The 18,992-nt window shown below is 73.5% G+C and carries 10 protein-coding genes; 8 read left to right on the top strand and 2 right to left on the bottom strand.

The window, feature by feature from the left end; translation table 11 throughout:
- Positions 1 to 16 precede the first annotated feature (16 nt).
- The 3 genes from ACFW6B_RS03975 to ACFW6B_RS03965 all read left to right on the top strand — a co-directional run bounded on the left by ACFW6B_RS03975 (position 17) and on the right by ACFW6B_RS03965 (position 5,967).
- Positions 17 to 2,434 (top strand): ATP/GTP-binding protein, encoded by a 2,418-nt coding sequence (locus ACFW6B_RS03975; RefSeq protein ID WP_386591763.1) that lies wholly within the window; start codon positions 17 to 19, stop codon positions 2,432 to 2,434.
- Positions 2,435 to 2,624: 190 nt separating this feature from the next.
- Positions 2,625 to 4,292, top strand: a complete 1,668-nt coding sequence (locus tag ACFW6B_RS03970; RefSeq protein WP_386591762.1) for a PucR family transcriptional regulator — start codon at positions 2,625 to 2,627, stop codon at positions 4,290 to 4,292.
- A 229-nt stretch (positions 4,293 to 4,521) separates the two neighbouring features.
- A complete protein-coding gene (locus ACFW6B_RS03965; RefSeq protein WP_386591761.1) occupies positions 4,522 to 5,967 on the top strand; it encodes an aldehyde dehydrogenase family protein in 1,446 nt (481 codons plus the stop codon).
- A gap of 85 nt (positions 5,968 to 6,052) precedes the next feature.
- Here the strand turns inward: ACFW6B_RS03965 and ACFW6B_RS03960 are convergent, their stop codons facing one another.
- Both ACFW6B_RS03960 and ACFW6B_RS03955 read right to left on the bottom strand, forming a co-directional pair.
- Positions 6,053 to 7,351: a helix-turn-helix domain-containing protein gene (locus ACFW6B_RS03960; protein ID WP_386591760.1), complete on the bottom strand. Its 1,299-nt coding sequence runs from the start codon at positions 7,349 to 7,351 to the stop codon at positions 6,053 to 6,055.
- Between the two features lie 256 nt (positions 7,352 to 7,607).
- The gene (locus ACFW6B_RS03955; RefSeq protein WP_386591759.1) at positions 7,608 to 10,520 is read right to left on the bottom strand and encodes a glycoside hydrolase family 3 C-terminal domain-containing protein; all 2,913 of its coding nucleotides are present in this window, start codon (positions 10,518 to 10,520) and stop codon (positions 7,608 to 7,610) included.
- Positions 10,521 to 10,881: 361 nt separating this feature from the next.
- Between ACFW6B_RS03955 and ACFW6B_RS03950 the strand changes: the two genes are divergently transcribed.
- The 5 genes from ACFW6B_RS03950 (at position 10,882) to ACFW6B_RS03930 (ending at position 18,970) form a co-directional block, all read left to right on the top strand.
- Positions 10,882 to 12,561: an extracellular solute-binding protein gene (locus ACFW6B_RS03950; protein ID WP_386591758.1), complete on the top strand. Its 1,680-nt coding sequence runs from the start codon at positions 10,882 to 10,884 to the stop codon at positions 12,559 to 12,561.
- 26 nt (positions 12,562 to 12,587) lie between these two features.
- On the top strand, positions 12,588 to 13,640 hold the full coding sequence (locus ACFW6B_RS03945; protein ID WP_386591757.1) for an ABC transporter permease: 1,053 nt from the start codon (positions 12,588 to 12,590) through the stop codon (positions 13,638 to 13,640).
- On the top strand, positions 13,637 to 14,572 hold the full coding sequence (locus ACFW6B_RS03940; protein ID WP_386591756.1) for a carbohydrate ABC transporter permease: 936 nt from the start codon (positions 13,637 to 13,639) through the stop codon (positions 14,570 to 14,572). The genes ACFW6B_RS03945 and ACFW6B_RS03940 overlap by 4 nt, the downstream gene beginning before the upstream one ends.
- Before the next feature lie 139 nt (positions 14,573 to 14,711).
- Positions 14,712 to 16,718: a beta-galactosidase gene (locus ACFW6B_RS03935; RefSeq protein ID WP_386591755.1), complete on the top strand. Its 2,007-nt coding sequence runs from the start codon at positions 14,712 to 14,714 to the stop codon at positions 16,716 to 16,718.
- Positions 16,715 to 18,970, top strand: coding sequence for a glycoside hydrolase N-terminal domain-containing protein (locus tag ACFW6B_RS03930; RefSeq protein WP_386591754.1), 2,256 nt, complete (start codon positions 16,715 to 16,717; stop codon positions 18,968 to 18,970). Before ACFW6B_RS03935 ends, ACFW6B_RS03930 begins: the two co-directional genes overlap by 4 nt.
- Positions 18,971 to 18,992 lie beyond the last annotated feature (22 nt).

Raw genomic sequence — 18,992 nt, 5'->3', positions numbered from 1 at the left:
CAGGGGGGCGCACACGATGGACTTCGACGGTACGCGCGACGCACGTGGCACGCATGCCGACCCCGTGCCTCGTCCGGCCGCACCCCCCGGGGCCGTCCCCGGTGGCGCTCCGCCCAGGCCCTCGGCCCCGCCGCCCGTGCCCACCACCCCGCCGGCCTCCCGCCCCGCCGTACGGGACTGGCTCAACGAGCCGCGCCCCGACGCGCCCCTGGGGATCTGGCGGTACGGATACGCCGCCCCCCGGGCCCCGAAGGAGCGGGAGCGGCTGCCCTCCGTGACGATCGTCGGCCTGCTGATCCCCCTGGTGCTCGGACTCGTCGTCTGGTCCCTGTGGCGCCGGGGGAACTTCCCCTACCAACTGGTCGTGCTGAAACTGTTCACGCCGGAGGACTGGTGGTGGGGCGGGACGACCGCCCCGAAGTCCTGGCAGGGCGGCGAGGCCCGCATCGTCTACGACGGCCTCTTCTTCGCCGCGCTGGTCTACACGATGGGACGCCTCGGAAGCTGGCGCGAGATCGCCCATCACCTCGTCGTCAGGCGCGCCCAGCCCCGCCGGGCCGTCATCGCGGCCCTCGCGGCCCTGCTGACCCTGACGTTCGTCTGGCCGGACGCCTTTCCCGGCGTCGGATGGGAACCCCTGCCGATCGTCGACCCGGTGCTGTCCCTGGTGGCACTGATCGCCGGCGGCGGCGACGTCTTCCAGTCCCTGGCGGTCACCTACGGCCTCTACGCGCTGATCACCGGGCTCGTCCTGCTGCCCTTCGCCAGACTGGGCGGATGGTGGCCGCTCGCCAGGGAACGGTTCGCCTCCCGGCAGGCCGCGGCGCCCGCCGCGCCCGCGTCCCCGGCCGGACCGCCCCAGCCGTCCGGCCCTCCGGCCGAATGGCCCGAACTGAGGGCTGCCGGACAGCACGAGGCGGCGGAACTGCTGCACTCCGAAGTGCTGACCAACCGCATCAACGACGTCGACTGCGCCAGGATCCTGCGCGCCTGGACCACGGCCAGGCGCGACGGACGGCTCGCCGTCTTCGGCGACACCGTGCTGCGCCGGGGCGCCGCGGCCTGGACCCATCCCTCCGGAGACCGCGACCTGCCCGTCCGCTCCGCCTCGCACGACCTGCTCGCCGCCCAGGTGCGGCTCGGCCGGTGGGTCGCCCGGGACCGCACCCCGCTCGCCTACTCCGGCGCGGGCGCGGCCCTCGGCCCGGCGGCACTCGGCACCTCGCTGCTCGCCGTCGGACCGGCGGGTTCCGGCAAGACGCGCCACCTCGTCGGGCCCGTCGCCGAGTCCCTCGGCCTGCAGGCCCTCACCGCCCGCTGCGCCGTCGTCGTCGTGGCCGCCGCCGGGACACCGGTCGGCCCCGACGCGTCGTATGACGTCGTCGTGAAGCTCGGCGACCCCGACTCCGTCCACGACCTGGACCTGTACGCCGACTGCGACGACCCCGACGAAGCCGCGGCCTTCCTCGCGGAAGGGCTGGTCGCGAGCGCCGACGGCGTCGACGTCCGGCGCGCCGCCACGGCCCTGGCCCAGCTCCTCGGCCCCTACCGCGCCGTGCACGGCACGTTCCCCACGATCCCCGTGCTGCGCGAGCTGCTCGAAGGCGTGCCCGCGCTGCTGGAGCCCCTGCGGCGGGAGCTGTCCGCCGGGGGCCACCCCGCGATGCTCCGCGAACTGGAGGCGCGGCTGCGGCAGAGCGGGGGCCCGAACGACCCCGGCCCGGTCCTGGCCGACCGTCTCGCGCTGCTGGACCGGCCCCTCTTCGCCGACTTCTTCGGCTCGGGCACGAGCGCCCGGCCGTTCTCGCTGCGGGCGGTGGCCCACCATCCGCTGCGCGTCCGCGTCGACCTGCCGGAACGCGGCTACGAAGAGGCGTCCCAGCTCGTCACCCGGCTCCTGCTCGCCCAGTTCGCCGCCGTCGTCCGCGGAGGCGACCGGCGCGGGCACTTCGCCTGCCTGGTCCTCGACGACGCGACCGGCGCCCTGACCGCCGAGACCGTACGGCGAATCCAGGGCCTGCGGTCCCACAACGCCGGAGTGGTCCTCGCCCTGCGGACCATCGGGGACATCCCCGAGGCCCTGCACGGGCCGCTGTACGGCGCGGTCGGCTGCCGCATGGCCTTCTCCGGCGTCACGACCTGGGACGGCGGCCGCTTCGCCGAGTCCTGGGGCACCGAGTGGGTGGAGACGCGCGACGTGGCCCAGCACACCGTCTTCGCCGACCAGCCCATGACCCGCGCCATCCACGCGCTGCGCAAGCTGGTGACCGGCAAGGCCGTGACCACCGACGCCGTGACCGTGCGCCAGGTCGAGCGGGAGCGCTGGTCCGCCTCCGAACTGGCCCACGCGGTCCCGCCCGGCCACGCCGTGCTGTCGCTGACCAGCGTGAAGGGGGAGCACGCCCCGCCGCTGCTGGTGGACCTGCGGAGCTGACGCAGGGGAGCCGGCGAGTGGTACGTATCGGCTGGCGCGTATCGGGGGGAACGCATGGATATGCGGACCCGTCGGCCAGGGCGTACGAGTGTGAACGCACGAGGCGACCGTACGGTGAGGCAGAATCGACACAGGCCGTTCATACGCGGCGGACAAAAGATCACAGAGATCACACCGACCGGAAGGCCCCATGCCTCCCACGCTCGCCTCGCTCGTCCACCACTCCGCGCTCAAGCTCACGGTGCGTGCGGGCGAGGACCGCCTGGACGTGCCCGTCCGCTGGGCCCACGTCAGCGAGCTCGCCGACCCCGTCCCGTACATGGAGGGCGGGGAACTGCTGCTGATCACCGCGCTCAAACTGGACGCGGACGACCCCGAGGTCATGCGGCGGTACGTGAAACGGCTGGCCGGCGCCGGGGTCGTCGGGATCGGCTTCGCCGTCGGGGTCACCTACGACGAGATCCCGAAGGCGCTCGTCGACGCGGCCGAGGAGGAGGGACTGCCGCTCCTCGAAGTGCCCCGGCGCACCCCCTTCCTCGCCATCAGCAAGGCCGTGTCCGCCGCCATCGCCGCGGACCAGTACCGCGCCGTCACCGCCGGGTTCGCCGCACAGCGCGAGCTCACCAAGCAGGCGCTGAGCGAGGGGCCCGAGGGACTGCTCTCCGCGCTCGCCGGACAGGTCGACGGATGGGCGGCCCTCTACGACGCGTCCGGCTCCGTCGTCGCCGCCGCCCCGGACTGGGCGGGACGCCGTGCGGCGCGGCTCACCCCGGACGTGGAACGGCTGCGCGAGCGGGCCGCCCCCGCGAGCTCCGTGGTGGGCGGGGAGGACCGCGTCGAACTGCACTCCCTCGGCACGGGCCGCCGGCCGCGCGCCGCGCTCGCCGTCGGCACCGCGGGCGCCCTCGGCACCGCCGAGCGCTACGCCGTGCACTCGGCCATCGCCCTGCTGACCCTCACCACCGAACGCTCGCGGTCGCTGCACGCCGCCGAGCAGCGGATCGGCGCGGCCGTGCTCGGGATGCTGCTCGCCGGCGAACCCGACCACGCGCGGACCGTCGCCGGGGACCTGTACGGGGAACTGCTCGACGCGCCCTTCCGGCTGATCATCGCCGAGTCGGTGTCCGCGTCGGCCGGCCGGGTGCACGCCGACGTCCACGCGCGCGCGGGCGCCCCCGTGCCCTCGAAGGCCGCCGTCGTCGCGCCCGCGGCCAAGGGAGATCCGCTGGGCGGCCTCGCGGAGGTCGTCGAGTCCGCCGCCGTGCGTTCGGGCGAGTCCGTGCTCGTCGTGCCCGACGGGGAGCGGCTCGTCGTGCTCGCCGTGGACGGCGGCGCCGCGGTCGCGGCCTGCGGGGACTACGCCGTGGGGCTGGAGTCGGCGCGCGCCGTCCCGCGCGAGCAGCCCGCCGGGACCGGCGGTGACGAGGACGAACTCGTCGTCGGGCTGTCGGCCCCCGCCGGGCCGATCGCCGCCCGCGCCGCCTACAAGCAGGCCGAACAGGCCCTGTCCGTCGCCCGGCGGCGGGGCAGGTCCCTCGTCGAGCACGAGGAGCTGGCTGCCGGGTCCGTCCTGCCGCTGCTCGCGGACGACGCCGTGCGGGCGTTCGCCGACGGGCTCCTGCGGGCCCTCCACGAGCACGACGCCACCGGCCGCGGGGACCTCGTCGCCTCGCTGCGGGCGTGGCTCTCGCGCCACGGGCAGTGGGACGCGGCGGCCGCCGACCTGGGGGTCCACCGGCACACCCTGCGCTACCGGATGCGCAGGGTCGAGGAGATCCTCGGCCGGTCCCTGGACGACCCCGACGTCCGGATGGAACTCTGGCTGGCACTGAAGGCGACGTCCGCGCCGGGGGAGTGAACGGTCCCCTTCCGCGTACGACGGTCCGCCGGGTGACCCCGCTCGGCGCCCTTCCCGGGCGAGGCTCGACCGGACCCTGCCGATCAGTCCAAACCGGCGCATCCGGGCCCCCGACTGTTACGCGTCGGACAAACGCCCCGCGCCGGTCGCGGCCCTACCGTGGTCGGAGAGCAGCACCAGCAGGAACACCCCCATCGTCACCCACACACGGAAGGGCCGGGACTCGTACATGACCTCCACCCACGCCTTCTGGCTCGTCGGCCGCCAGGCCACCGGCGAGACCGCCTTCGACGTCACCTCGCCGTGGGACGGCCGCCTCGTCGGCCAGGTCAGCGTGCCCACCGAGGCCCAGGTCGAGGAGGCCGTGGCCGCCGCGTACGCCGTGCGCGACGAGTTCGCCGCGACCCCCGCCCACGTACGCGCCGCCGCCCTCGACCACGTCTCGCGCCGCCTGGCCGAGCGCACCGAGGAGATCGCGCAGCTCATCTCCGCCGAGAACGGCAAGCCGATCAAGTGGGCCCGGGGCGAGGTCGGCCGCGCGGTGTCCGTGTTCCGGTTCGCCGCGGAGGAGGCCCGCCGCTTCAACGGCGGCGAGGCGCAGCGCCTCGACACCGACCTGGGCGGTCAGGGCAGGCTCGCCCTCACGCGCCGCTTCCCCAAGGGCGTCGTCCTCGGCATCGCGCCCTTCAACTTCCCGCTGAACCTGTGCGCCCACAAGGTCGCCCCGGCCATCGCCGCGGGTGCCCCGATCATCCTGAAGCCGGCGCCCGCGACCCCGCTGTCCGGTCTGATCCTCGGTGACCTGCTGGCCGAGACGGACCTTCCCGCCGGCTCCTGGAGCATCCTGCCGGTCGCCAACGACAAGATGCCCGCCCTGGTCCAGGACGAGCGCCTTCCCGTCATCTCCTTCACCGGTTCCGAGACGGTCGGTTACGCGATCATGGACTCGGTGCCGCGCAAGCACTGCACCCTGGAGCTGGGCGGCAACGGCGCGGCCGTCGTCCTCGCCGACTTCGCGAGCGACGCCGACCTGGACTGGGCTGCCACGCGGATCGCGACCTTCTCCAACTACCAGGGCGGCCAGTCCTGCATCTCGGTGCAGCGCGTGATCGCGGACGCCGCGGTGTACGACCGCCTGCTGCCGCGCATCGTGGCCGCCGTCGAGGCCCAGGTCACCGGCGACCCGTCCGACGACGCGACGGACGTCGGCCCGCTGGTCAGCGAGGCCGCCGCCGAGCGCGTCGAGTCGTGGGTGGACGAGGCCGTCGCGGCCGGCGCCACGCTGCTCACCGGCGGCAAGCGCGACGGCGCCTCCTACGCCCCGACCGTCCTCGCGGACGTTCCGGCCGACGTCACGATCTCCTGCGAGGAGGTCTTCGGACCGGTCCTGACCGTGCAGAAGGTGGACGGCGAGGCGGCCGCCTTCGAGGCCGCGAACGACTCCAAGTACGGCCTCCAGACGGGCGTGTTCACGCACGACCTGCAGACCGCGTTCCGCGCGCACCGCGCCCTGGAGGTGGGCGGCGTCGTCATCGGCGACGTCCCGTCCTACCGCGCCGACCAGATGCCGTACGGCGGCGCCAAGCAGTCCGGCGTGGGCCGCGAGGGCGTCAGGTTCGCGATGGACGACTACACCTACGAGCGCGTGCTCGTGCTGACGGGTCTCGCCCTCTGACCGGGACCTCACCGAAACCGACGGCCGGAGCCCGACTGTGCGGGGGCTCCGGCCGTCGGCGTTCCCGGAGTGGGACAAAGAGTGTTCAGGGCTGGACGGTGCCCTTCGGCGAGCACTCCATCGCGTGGTATCTCGGGATCCTGCCGCAGACGGTCACCGTCTCGGGCTGTGCGTCGGGGCCGACGGCGAGCATGCCGGTGTAGGTGTCGCGGTCCACCCGGACCGTGGCCGTCAGTTCGAGGCCGTACTTGTCCTTGATGGTGACGGAGTCGCCCACCGCGCCGCTCTCGATGCGGCCCCAGACCGCCCCGCAGGCGGCGCTGTGGCGCAGCTCGATGTGCATGCCGCGCAGCCAGGTCTCGCGGGCGGTCGTGGCGTCCCAGTGGCAGTCCATCGCCTGGGGGTCGCGCCGCAGGCAGGTGTCCTCGGAGCAGCCGGGGCGCGGGGTCTGCTGGGACGGCTCCGCCGCGTTGGGGGACGAGTCGCCGCCGCTGTCCGCCCCGCCGAGCGGGCCGGTGCCGAGGGCGAACGCGGTGGTGAGACTGCCCAGCAGGGCACCGGCGGCGACCAGCCCGGCCGTACGGAGGCCGGACTTCCAGTCCCGCCCGGCACCGGGCCGCCCGCCACCGGTGCCCGCCGGTCCGACAACGGTCGACGCCCCCGGCCCCGCCGCCCCACCGTCCCCGGCCACAGCCCCGACACCGACGCCAGGTCCGGCGAAGGCGCCGGTTCCCGCCCCGGCCGCAGCTCCGAGGCCGGTGCCGGTTCCCGCCCCGGCCGCAGCTCCGAGGCCGGTGCCGGTTCCCGCCCCGGCCACCAGGTCCGCCGGGGTCCCGGCCTCGGCGGGAACCCCTGCTCCTGCCGCGACTGCGATGCCGTTCCCGGCTCCGGCTCCCGTTCCTGACGTGGCTGCGATGCCGCTCGCGGTTCCGGCCCCCGCTCCGGCCTGGGCCGTGAAGCCGGCCTCGGTCGGCACCCCCGCTCCGGCCGCCGCCGCAAGACCGGCCTCGCCTCCAGCTCCGCCTCCGGCACCCGCCTCCGCAGAGGTCCCGGCGCCGCCCCCGGTGTCCGACCCGGGTTTCGGCCCCGTCGGCCCCGTCGGCCCCGTCGGCCCCGTCGGGTCGGCCGGTTCCAGGGCGCCTTCCAGCAGTCCGCGCAGCACGTCGGCGTCCGCGTCCGTGGCGGCGGCGAACTCCTCCAGGGCCACCGCGGTGGGGAGTTGCTTGCCGTTGAGGAAGCGTTCCCATGACGAGCGGCTGTAGTGCGTCCTGTCGGCGAGGCGTCCGAAGCTGAGTCCGGACTTCTCCTTCAGGCGGCGCAACTCGGCCGCGAGCTCCGCTCTGCCGGACGGCTCGCCGCCGCCGACCCCCTGACTCCTGGTCACTCTGTTCCCCCGTCGCACATCGCTCTCGCCTGCCGCGCAGAGCGAGGCTGATTATCGCTCATGTGCACGTCGGGGCAGCCGGGGTGGGACCGCCCCGGCACTCGGCCGGCCGGCCCGGGGCGGTGTGGTCCAGGCCGGTCGGACGTGACCGAAAACGACGTGTCCGGCGACGGTCGTTCTCGGCCGACGTCGCAGAGGAGGGGCCCGGCACCGATGCCTTCCGGCGCCGGACCCCTGTGCCGACCGCTCCGGACCCTCAACCGGAGAAGCCGACGTGCGCGAGCCGGACGGGCCCGCGCAGTCCGAGGCGGACGTCGTGCACACCGTCGGCGGTGAACGCGGCGGTGAACGTGCGGTAGTCGTAGGGCCCGTCCGTCCCGTTCACCGTGAGTTCGGTGCCCGGCGCGGTGCCCGGCGACGGCTCGGGGGCCGGCCCGCCGCCCGCCGGAAGAACCCGCGCCGACGGCCCGCCGTCCACCGAGACCTCGACGACGCCCTCACCCGCCGCCTCGACGACGACACCGGTGACGCCCGCGCCGAAGTCGCAGCCCCAGTACAGCAGTTCACCCGCGCTCCCGTCCGCCGGGGTCACCGCGTCGCCCGCCGTCCGCGTACGGTCGACGATCTCGGTGTCGCGCTGCTCGTCGAAGTCGACCGCGTTCAGGCCGTGTTCGCGAACCGGGCGGAACGTGCCCGGCTCGCCGTCGAGTTCGATGCTCGCGACCAGCCGGATGTCCTCGCTGGAGGCGCCCACCTGCAGCTCGTAGGAGCCCGGTTCGAGGCGTCGGCGGCCGACGGTCACGTCCCAGAACTCCAGGCCGGAGAGCGGTAGTTCGAAGGTGACGACCGTGGAGGCACCCGGGCCGATCCGGACGCGGCGGTGTGCCGCCAGGGCGCGGCGCGGGCGGGGCACGGACGGGGAGACCGCCCGGGTGTAGAGCTGGACGACCTCGTCGCCGGCCACGTCCGCGGTGTTCGTCACGGTGCAGGAGACGGCCAGCGCGGCGGCCTCCTCGCGGACCCGTAGGTCCGTGTAGGCGAACGAGGCGTAGGACAGGCCGTGCCCGAAGGGGAAGAGCGGAGTCCCCTCGAAGTAGAGGTAGGTCTGCCGGCCGCCGATCACGTCGTAGTCGAGCAGGGCGGGCAGGTCGTCGTCGGAGGCGTACCAGGTCTGCGGGAGGCGGCCCGCGGGGGAGACGTCCCCGGCGAGGACGCGGGCCAGCGCGGTGCCCGCCGCCTGGCCGCCGTGCGCGGTCCACAGCAGGGCGGGCAGACCGGTGTGGCCGACCGCGTACGGATAGGCGGAGACCAGCGCCAGCACGGTGTCCGGGTTCGCCGCGCGGGCGGCGTCCAGCAGACGCCGCTGGTGGGCGGGCAGCCGCAGCGTCGTACGGTCCTCGGTCTCACGCCCGTTGATGTGCGGGTCGTTGCCCGCGACGACGAGGACCACGTCGGCCGAGGCGGCGGCGCGCGCCACCGCGTCCTCGCCGCGTTCGGCGAACTCCGCCTCGAAGACCTCGGCGTCCCGGGCGTCCCGCCCGGCGACCTTCACGCCGTCGGCGGTGACACCGACGTACCCGCCCGTCCCGAGGTGCTTCAGGAGGTGGCCGCCGCCGTGGGCCGCGGAGGGTTCCAGCCGGAAGGTCTCCTGGACGACCCAGCCGCCCGGCTGGTCGGCGGAGGCGCGCAGGAAGCCGTCGTCGGCGACCGACAGGTAGCGGCCGTCGGGGGCGCGCAGGGTGAGGACGTCCTCGCCCCAGTCGATCAGCGCCAGTTCGGTGCCGACGGCGTCGGCGGTCAGCGGGGGAAGACCGGTGCGGCCCGGGACCAGCGCGGGGTCGAGGGCGCCCTCGGCCTCCCGCGGCTCCTCCGGCGCGTCCTCGACGGCGGGCACCGCGAGGTAGCGGCCGGACGCGGTCCGCAGGCGTACGCGGTCCACGCCCTCGGCGAAGTCCACGCGGTCGGCGCCGAAGCGCTCGTACAGGCCCTCCAGGGGTGTCGACCGGTGGATGAGCGTGCCGCTGTACCAGTCGAGCTTGCACTCGTCGGCGAGCAGGCCGACGACGGCGAGGCGGACGCCGGGGCGCAGCGGCAGCAGGCCGTCGTTCTCGAGCAGGACGACCGCCTGCTCCGCGGCCTCCAGGGCGAGCGCGCGGTGGGCGGGCGTGTCGAACCGTCCGGTGCCCGCGTACGGGTCGAGGTCCGGGTCGAACTCGCCCAGCCGGAAACGCACGGCGAGCTGGCGGCGGACCGCGGTGTCGATGTCGGCCTCGGTCAGCAGGCCCCGCTCCAGGGCGCCCCGGACGCGTGCGGTGATCCGCGAGCCGTCCGTGCCGTGGTCGGTGAAGCTGTCGACGCCGGCGAGGAGCGCGGCGGCGGTCGCCTCCTCGTGGGTGTCGAAGTAGTGCTCGGAGTCGGCCAGGTTGGAGGGCGCGCCCGCGTCCGAGCAGACCAGCAGCTCCTGGTCGGTCCAGGCCCGCAGATGTTCGCGCAGGTACGGCGACACGTGGTTGGGGCGGCCGTTGACCAGGTTGTACGCGGGCATCACCCCGGCGACGGCGCCCGCCAGCACGGTGTCGCGGAAGGCGCGCAGGTCGTACTCGTGCAGCACGCGCGGCCGGACGGAGGAGGACGACGTGTCCCTGTCCGTCTCGTTGTTGTGCGCGAGCCAGTGCTTGAGGACCGGTGCGGTACGCCAGTAGACGGGGTGGTCGCCGCGCAGCCCGCGGGTGTAGGCGGTGGCGATGGCGGAGGTGAGCGCCGGGTCCTCCGAGTAGCCCTCCTCGTTGCGGCCCCACAGCGGGTGGCGCAGCAGGTTGACCGTGGGGGACCAGACGTTGAGGCCCACGCGGTCGTCGCGGGCGCGCATCGCGCGGGCCTCCGAGGAGACGGCCTCCCCGATCCGCCGCACGAGCTCCGTGTTCCAGGTCGCGCCGAGCCCGACGGCCTGCGGGAACACCGTCGCCGGGCCCATCCAGGCGACCCCGTGCAGCGCCTCCTGGCCGGTGCGGAAGGCGGGGATCCCCAGCCGCTCGACGGGGGGCGCGAACTGGTGCAGGAACGCGATGCGTTCGTCCAGCGTGAGCCGCGCCAGCAGGTCGTCGATGCGCTTCGCGAACGGCAGGCTCGCGTCACGGAAGGGCGGCGTGGAGGGCGTCTCTGCGGTCACGTGGTGATCCCTTTGCGCTGGGCGTCGAAGGTCTTTCGAAGCGCTTCGATGCTCGATCGACCAAGGGGTGGGTGTCAAGACGTCCGACCCCGCCACCTCCGTTTCCCGCCAGTGACATCAAGTGCCGTACGGAGACGCTCTGTTGTCATCCGCCTCCGAGGAATCTTGGGATCGACCCTTGTGCGCCCCCAGGCGTTCACTTAACCTCGCAGCAACATCGAAGCGCTTCGATTGCCGGGCTTCCCCTCCCCGGGGAACAGTCCTCCGAGGCCCGCTTCAGCTCAGGCAGATCCACTCAAGACACCGCAGCCGACGGCTCCACCGCCGGGTGTCCTGCTGTGCGCCATGAAGGGTTGACGCAATGACGCCGAACTCCGCCACCACCGTCCCCAGCCGGAGAAGCTTCCTCGCCTCCACGGCGGTCGCAGCGGCCGCCGTGGCCGGCGGAACGCCCCTGCTCGCCGCCTGCGGCTCGGGACAGGACGGGAGCAAGGACGGCACCACCTCGGGGAAGGACGCCAAGAAGATCCTTCCGGCGTTCGTGGCGTCGAGCGTCGTCACGCCCGACCTCCCGTCGAAGAACGGCTCGGCGGCCGGGTTCACCCGGGCGATCGACCTGGACGCGCTCAAGACGTCCGTACCGAAGAAACTGGGCACCGGCGGCGACCTGAAGATCATGTCCCCGTTCTGGGGCACCCCGCCGTCCGGCGGCAACGCGTACTACACGGCCATGAACGAGGCCATCGGCGTCAAAGTGACCTGGCAGAACCAGGACGGCAACACCTACGACGAGAAACTGGGCGCGGTCCTCGCCTCCAGCGACATCCCGGACGTGGTGGTCGTCCCGGGCTGGAACCTGAACGGCAAGATACCGAGCGCCGTCAACGCCAAGTTCGCCGACCTCGGCCCGTACCTGTCGGGCGACAGGGTCAAGGCCTACCCGAACCTCGCGGCCGTCCCCACCGACGCCTGGCAGCGCTCCATCTTCGGCGGCCGGCTGCGCGCGATCCCGATGCCGGCCTCGTACGTCACCAACATCGTGCCCTTCTACCGCAAGGACGTCTTCGCCGAGAAGGGCTACGCGCCGCCGAAGTCGCCCGACGAGTTCCTGGCCTGGGCGAAGGAGGCCACCGACGCGAAGGCGAAGGTGTGGGCCTGCGACGACCTCAAGTGGACGGCCTTCAACGTCTACGGCGTCCTCAACGGCAGCGACAAGGCCCTGTGGTGGGACCTGAGGGACGGCAAGCTCGTCAACCGGATCGAGACCGACGAGTACCTCGAAGCCCTGGAGTGGACGCGCAAGCTGTACGCGGCGGGCGTCGTCCACCCCGACGCCAAGGCCGTCAAGGGCGACGCGTCCAACCGCTTCACCGCGGGCCAGTCCCTCGTCTTCAACGGCGACCTGTCCTACTGGTACGGCTCGACGGCCGAACAGCGCACCCAGAAGACCGGCTTCGAGATGGGCGCGTTCGACATCTTCGGCCCCGACGGCGGCGATCCCACGCTCTGGGCGACCCAGCCCGCCGGCATCTTCACCTTCGTCAGCAAGAAGGCGTCCAAGCAGCAGATCAAGGACTTCCTCGCGCTCGCCGACTTCTGCGCGGCCCCGTACGGCACCAAGGAGTACATGCTGACCGTGTACGGCGTCGAGGGCACCGACTACACCGTCAAGGACGGCCTGCCCACCAAGACCACCCAGGGCACCAACGAGGTCAACGGCGCCTACGACTACACCGGCGACCCGGCCGCCTACCTCGCCCACCCCGACCTGCCGGAGATCGCCAGGCTCCAGGTCGAGTGGCAGCAGCGCATGGGCGCCTTCACCAAGAAGTCCTCCTTCTACGGCCTGACCATCACCGAACCCAACCGGTGGACCAACCTCGCCAACGACTTCGAGCAGCTGGAGGACGACGTCGTCCGCGGCCGCAAGAAGATCGCCGACGTGCAGCAGGCCGTCGCGGACTGGAAGAACAAGGGCGGCGACGACCTGCGCGCCTGGTACAGGAAGCTGCTCGACGACAACGGCTCCGCGGCCAAGTGACCCAGGACTGAGGCAAGGAGAAGGCCGTGTCCCACAGCACGGTGCCTCGGAGCAGGGCCGGGGCCAGGGCGGGCAGGAAGGCGCCGGACGGGAGCCCGCCCGAGGGCGCCGGCGGACGGCGGGCCGCCGGGAGCACCGGACGGGACGCGGGAAAGCCGGCCTTCCGGCTGCGGTTCAGGCGCGACCGCACCCTGATCCTGATGACCCTGCCCGCGATCACGCTGCTGCTCGTCTTCGCCTACGTACCCGTGCTGGGCAATGTCGTCGCCTTCCAGGACTACGACCCGTACCTCAGCGACAACGGCTTCGTCGCGATCTTCGAGAGCCCCTGGACCGGCCTGGAGAACTTCCGGCGGATCTTCGAGGACTCGGCGTTCTGGCACGCCGTGCAGAACACGTTCGTGCTGTTCTTCCTCCAGCTCGTGCTCTACTTCCCGGTCCCCGTCGCCCTCGCGCTGCTCATCAACAGCGTGGTCAGGCCCCGGGTCCGGGCCGTCGCCCAGGCGGTCATGTACCTCCCGCACTTCTTCTCCTGGGTCCTCGTCGTCACCGTCTTCCAGCAGATCTTCGGCGGGGCGGGCATCATCGCCCAGACCCTGCGACGCCACGGCCACCAGGGCATCGACCTGATGACCGACCCGGGGGTCTTCAAGTTCCTGGTGACGGCCGAGGGCGTCTGGAAGGACGCGGGCTGGGGCATCATCGTCTTCCTCGCCGCCCTCTCCGCCGTCCCGTCCGACCTGTACGAGGCCGCCGCCATGGACGGAGCCGGACGCTGGCGGCGCATGTGGCACATCACCCTGCCCGCCCTGCGCCCGGTGATCGCCCTGCTCCTGGTCCTGCGCGTGGGCGACGCGCTCACCGTCGGCTTCGAGCAGCTCCTGCTCCAACGCGACGCGGTGGGCCCCGGCGCCGCGGAGGTCCTCGACACCTACGTGTGGTGGAACGGCATCCGCAACCAGGACTTCGGCTACGCCGCGGCGGCCGGACTGATCAAGGGGGTGGTCGGCCTGGGGCTCGTCCTCGCCGCCAACAAGGTGGCCCACCTCATGGGCGAGCAGGGGGTGTACGAGAAATGACCGCAGTGACACCCGCACCGCGCGACAGGCCGGGCCACTGGTCGGCGCCGCCCCGGCCGCCCTGGGAGGAGGAGCCGTCGAAGGCGGGCCTCGCGGGCAAGGGGATCGTCCTCACCCTGGCCGCCTTCGCGATCCTGTTCCCGCTGTGGATCGTCGTCGTCACCAGTCTCCAGTCGAAGAGGACCATCGACGCGGCCGGCGGCCTGGTCGTCGTCCCCAGGGGCGTCACCCTCGTCGCCTACAGGGAACTGCTCACCGGCGGCCAGGTGCAGCGCGCCGCGCTCGTCAGCGTCGGCGTGACCCTGGCCGGCACCCTGTTCAGCATGGCGGTCTCGGTCCTGTGCGCCTACGGACTCTCGCGGACCGGGTCGCTCGGCCACCGCTGGTTCCTGATGCTGCTGCTCGCCACGATGTTCTTCGGCGCCGGCCTCATCCCCACCTATCTGCTGGTGCAGGCGCTCGGCCTCACCGACACCTATCTCGCGCTGATCCTCCCCAGCGCCGTGAGCGTCTTCAACATCCTGGTGCTGCGGGCGTTCTTCATGGGCATCTCACCCGAACTGATCGACAGCGCCCGCATCGACGGCGCGGGCGACTGGCGCATCCTGTGGAAGATCGTGATGCCGCTGTCCCGGGCGGTCCTCGCGGTCATCTCGCTCTTCTACGCGGTCGGTTACTGGAGCGCCTGGTTCAACGCCTCCATCTACCTGACCGACCAGGACATGATGCCGCTGCAGAACGTCATGATCCAGCTCGTCCAGAAGCAGGAACGCCCGGTCGGACTCGCCACCCAGATCAACACCGGACAACTCTCCCCGCTCGCCGTGCAGATGGCCGTCATGGTGATGGCGCTGCTGCCGGTCGCGGTCCTCTCGCCCTTCGTCCAGCGGCACTTCAAGAAGGGCATGCTCACCGGCGCCGTGAAGGGCTGACCCGGCCGGCCCTCCCCGCCGAGGCGCCCCGTGCCCGCCCCGCGCCGCTTTCCAGCTCGTCGCGGCCGACCTGCTCCTGACCGGCGGTCGGCCGCGGCGTACCACCCCCGTCACTCCCTCACCCCGATCGAGGTGGCCCATGCCCACGCCCCGCGGAACCGGCCCCGAGCCCGGGCGGCCGAGCCTGGGCGACGCCACCCGGGGCCGCATCCTGTTCGGCGGCGACTACAACCCCGAGCAGTGGCCCGAGGAGGTCTGGCACGAGGACGTCCGCCTCATGAAGGAGGCCGGCGTCAACTCCGTCACCCTCGGCGTCTTCTCCTGGGCGAAGCTCGAACCACGCCCGGGAGCAAGGGAGTTCGGCTGGCTGGACCGGCTGATGGACCTGATGCACGAGAACGGCGTCGGCGTCGTGCTCGCCACCCCCACCTCCTCGCCGCCGCCCTGGATGGGCCGGCTGCACCCCGAGACCCTGCCCCGCGACGAGGACGGCCGCACCGAATGGTGGGGCTCCCGTCAGCACTTCTCGCACTCCAGCGCCGTCTACCGCCGCTGCGCCGCCGCCATCACCGAGGACCTGGCCGCCCGCTACGCGAGCCACCCCGCCCTCACGATGTGGCACATCAACAACGAGTACTGCACCTTCGACCACGGCGACGAGGCGGCCGCCGCCTTCCGACGCTGGCTGAGGAACAGGTACGGCACCGTCGAGGCGCTCAACACCGCCTGGGGGACGGCCTTCTGGGGCCAGAGCTACGACGACTGGCACGAGGTGATCCCGCCGCGCCACGCGCACTACCTGCGCAACCCCACGCACGTCCTCGACTTCAAGCGGTTCACCTCCGACATGCTCCTGGAGTGTTACGCCGCCGAGCGGGACATCGTGCGCCGCCACAGTCCCGGCACCCCGGTGACCAGCAACTTCATGCCGATGTGGGTCGGCCAGGACGCCTGGCGCTGGGCCGAGGAGGAGGACGTCGTCTCGGTCGACCTCTACCCCGACCCGCGCGACCCCCTCGGCGCACAGCACGGCGCGCTCGTCCAGGACATGACGCGCTCACAGGCGGCGGGCGGCCCCTGGATGCTCATGGAACAGGCCGCCGGAGCGGTCAGCTGGCGCGGTGTGAACCACCCCAAGCCGCGCGGACTGAACCGGCTGTGGTCCCTGCAGGCCGTGGCGCGCGGCGCCGACGCCGTCTGCTACTTCCAGTGGCGGCAGTCCCGGCAGGGCGCCGAGAAGTTCCACTCCGCGATGATCGGCCACGCGGGGGAGCGGGGCCGTACCTTCCAGGAGATCAGGCGGATCGGCGCCGAACTCGCCGCCCTCGCCCCCCACGTGACCGGCACGCGCGTCGCCGCGGACATCGCGGTCCTGCACGACTGGCACTCCTGGTGGGCGGGAGCGCACGACGGGCGGCCGTCCACGGAGATCGACTGCGCCGAGGTCGTACGGGCCTGGCACCGCGCCCTGTGGGAGGCCCGCCTCACCACCGCGTTCGCCCACCCCGGGCACGACCTCTCCGGGTACCGGATGGTCGTCGTCCCCCAGCTCTACCTGCTCACGGACACCGCGATCGAGAACCTCCTCGCCTACGCGCGGGCGGGCGGCACACTCGTCTGCGGCTTCTTCACCGGCGTCGCCGACGAGGACGACCGGGTGCGGCCCGGCGGCATGGACGAGCGGCTGCGCGCCCTGTTCGGCATCCGCACGCTGCACGAACGGTGGCCGCTGGACGCGGGGGAGGAGGTGGCGTGCGACGGCTTCACGGGCACGCTCTGGTCCGAGGAGATCGAGCCCGAGGACACCGCCGTCGTCGAGGCGCGCTACCGCGGCGGCGAGCTGGACGGACTGCCCGCCGTGCTCCGCAGGGGCACCGCCCGCTACCTCTCCACGCTCCCCGGACCGGCCGCCCTGCGCGCCCTGCTGACGGACGCGGCCCTGGGCGCCGGAGTCCGGCCCGTGCTCGACGGACTGCCCGACGGCGTCGAGGCCGTCCGGCGCGGCGACCTGCTCTTCCTGCTCAACCACGGCCGCGCCCCGGTGACCGTCGACGTACCCGGCAGCCACCGCGACCTGCTCGGCGGCACGCCCGTGCGGGACTCCGTACGACTGGAACGCCACGGAGCGGCGGTGCTCGCCCCATGAGCGGCCGGACGCCCCCCGGAACCCGCCGCCCCCTCGGCTCCGTCCCCGTCCACGGAACCTGGGAACCCCGGCCCGCCGCCCGCTGGGAGGACGCCTTCCTGAGCGGGAACGGCACGCACGGCGCCATGGTGTTCGGTGACCCGGACGACGACCGGGTCGTCGTCAACCACCACCGCCTGGTCCGCCCGAACGGCAGCGCGGACGCCCGCCCGCCCGAGCTCGCCGCCCGCCTCGCCGACGTACAGGACAGGCTGCTGGCCGGGGACGTGAAGGCCGGCGAGGACTTCACCGACGGGCGGCCACTGCTGTGGGTGCAGCCCTTCCACCCGGCCTTCCAGGTGCGGCTGCGCCGTCCCGCGGCGAGAGGGCGCGGCTACCGGCGCGAGGCCGACTTCACCACCGGGGTCGTCCGCGCCGTGTGCGGGGACCGGCGCGCCGAGGTGTTCGTCTCGCGCGCCGACGACGTGATCGCGCAGTACGTGACCGCCCCGGGCCCGGCCGCCGAGGTGACGCTGGACCACCGGCTGCCCGGAGCGCCCGCGGACCTCGCGGTGGAGCACGGGACCGCCCACACCCCCGAGGGCGCCTGGCTCACCCTGCGCGCCCGCTACCCGGGCAGCGGCCTCGCGTACACCGGGGTCACCCTCCTCGTCACGGACGGCGTCACCCGCCCCGCACTCCCCGGCGTACGGGTCGAGGGCGCCCGCTCGATGCTGCTGCTCACCCGCGTGCGCCGGCACCCGGGCGACCTGGACGCCCTCGCGGAACTGCGCGCCCTGCGCGAGCTGCTGCCCGGGGACGGCCACGGCGCCGAGGACACCGGGCACGCGTACGCGCACCTGCTCGCCCGGCACACCGCCCTGCACCGCACCGCCTACCTGCGGGTCACCCTCGACCTGCGCGCCGACCCCGCCGAACGGGCACTGCCCGGCTCCGAGCTGGTCCGCCGCCCGCGGAGCCCCGCTCTCCTGGAACGGCTCTTCGCGGCGGGCCGGTACCACCTGCTGTCCGCGTCCGGCACGCTCCCGCCGCGGCTGACCGGCCTGTGGACCGGCGACTGGGACACCGCCTGGTCCGGGGCGTTCACCACGGACGCCAACCTCAACCTGCAGACGGCGTCCGCCGCCGCGGCCGCCCTCCCGGAGGTCACCGAGGCCCACGCGGCCCTGGTACACAGCCAGTTGCCGCACTGGCGGGACAACGCCCGGGCCGTCTTCGGCGCCCGCGGCGCGGTCGCCCCCGCCCACACCGACGGCGAGTCGGGACACGTCTACCACCTCAGCCGCGACTACCCGCTGCACGTGTGGACCGCGGGCGCCGACTGGCTGCTCAAGCCCCTCGTGGACCACGACGAGACCCACGGCGGACGCGATCCGCGACTGGCCGCCGCGCTCGCCGAGACCGCCCGCTTCTACGAGGACTTCCTCACCCGGACCGACGAGGACGGCCGCCTGGTGATCGTGCCGTCCTACTCCCCGGAGAACCGTCCCGCGAACGCGGGCTGGGTCACCGTCAACGCCGCCATGGACCTCTCGGCGGCCCGCCACGCCCTGCGCACGGCGGCCGCCTACCACCCGGGCCCCGACGCCGGGCGCTGGCGGGCGCTCGCCGACCGGCTGCCGCCGCACCGGGTCAACTCCGACGGCGCGCTGGCCGAATGGGCACACCCCGGCCTCGACGACACCTACGACCACCGGCACCTCAGCCACCTCTACGGCGTCTGGCCCCTCGACGAGATCAACCCCTACGACACCCCCGGACTCGCCGTCGCCGCCCGTCGCGCCCTCGAACTGCGCGGCGCCGAGAACGACTCGGCGCACGGCCACCTCCACCACGCCCTGGTGGCCGCCCGGCTGCGGGACGCCGGACGGGTGGCGCGGGCCCTCGACGACGTCCTGGCGGGGGACTTCTTCCACGACTCCCTGATGAGCGGCCACTATCCGGGACGGCACGTCTACAACGCCGACGCCGCCCACACCCTGCCCGCCGTCCTCGTCGAGGCACTCCTCCAGTCCACCCCGCGGCGGCTCGTCCTCTTCCCCGCGCTCCCCGCGAGCCTGCCCAGTGGCGAACTTCGCGGCGTCCGCACCAGGTTCGGCGCGCGGGCCGACCTCACCTGGACCCCCCACGGCGCCACCGTCCTCCTGCGACCGGACCGCACCTGCCGCGTCGAACTCCGGACTTCCGCCGGCGCGCGACCGCTCCTCCTGAGCGCCGGAGAAGACCGCGTCCTCACCCTGGGGCCGCGGTAGATCCCCCCACCCATGGAAGGGA

The organism is Streptomyces sp. NPDC058751 (genome assembly GCF_042746485.1).
In the GTDB taxonomy this organism is placed as follows: Bacteria; Actinomycetota; Actinomycetes; order Streptomycetales; family Streptomycetaceae; genus Streptomyces.
The sequence above is the reverse complement of the archived record's forward strand: the minus strand, read 5'-3'. Positions and strand labels throughout refer to the sequence as shown.

Coding starts and splice junctions, on each gene's coding strand:
- ACFW6B_RS03930 (WP_386591754.1), top strand. CDS start 16,715: ATGAGCGGCCGGACGCCCCCCGGAACCCGCCGCCCCCTCGGCTCCGTC.
- ACFW6B_RS03975 (WP_386591763.1), top strand. CDS start 17: ATGGACTTCGACGGTACGCGCGACGCACGTGGCACGCATGCCGACCCC.
- ACFW6B_RS03935 (WP_386591755.1), top strand. CDS start 14,712: ATGCCCACGCCCCGCGGAACCGGCCCCGAGCCCGGGCGGCCGAGCCTG.
- ACFW6B_RS03940 (WP_386591756.1), top strand. CDS start 13,637: ATGACCGCAGTGACACCCGCACCGCGCGACAGGCCGGGCCACTGGTCG.
- ACFW6B_RS03950 (WP_386591758.1), top strand. CDS start 10,882: ATGACGCCGAACTCCGCCACCACCGTCCCCAGCCGGAGAAGCTTCCTC.
- ACFW6B_RS03970 (WP_386591762.1), top strand. CDS start 2,625: ATGCCTCCCACGCTCGCCTCGCTCGTCCACCACTCCGCGCTCAAGCTC.
- ACFW6B_RS03965 (WP_386591761.1), top strand. CDS start 4,522: ATGACCTCCACCCACGCCTTCTGGCTCGTCGGCCGCCAGGCCACCGGC.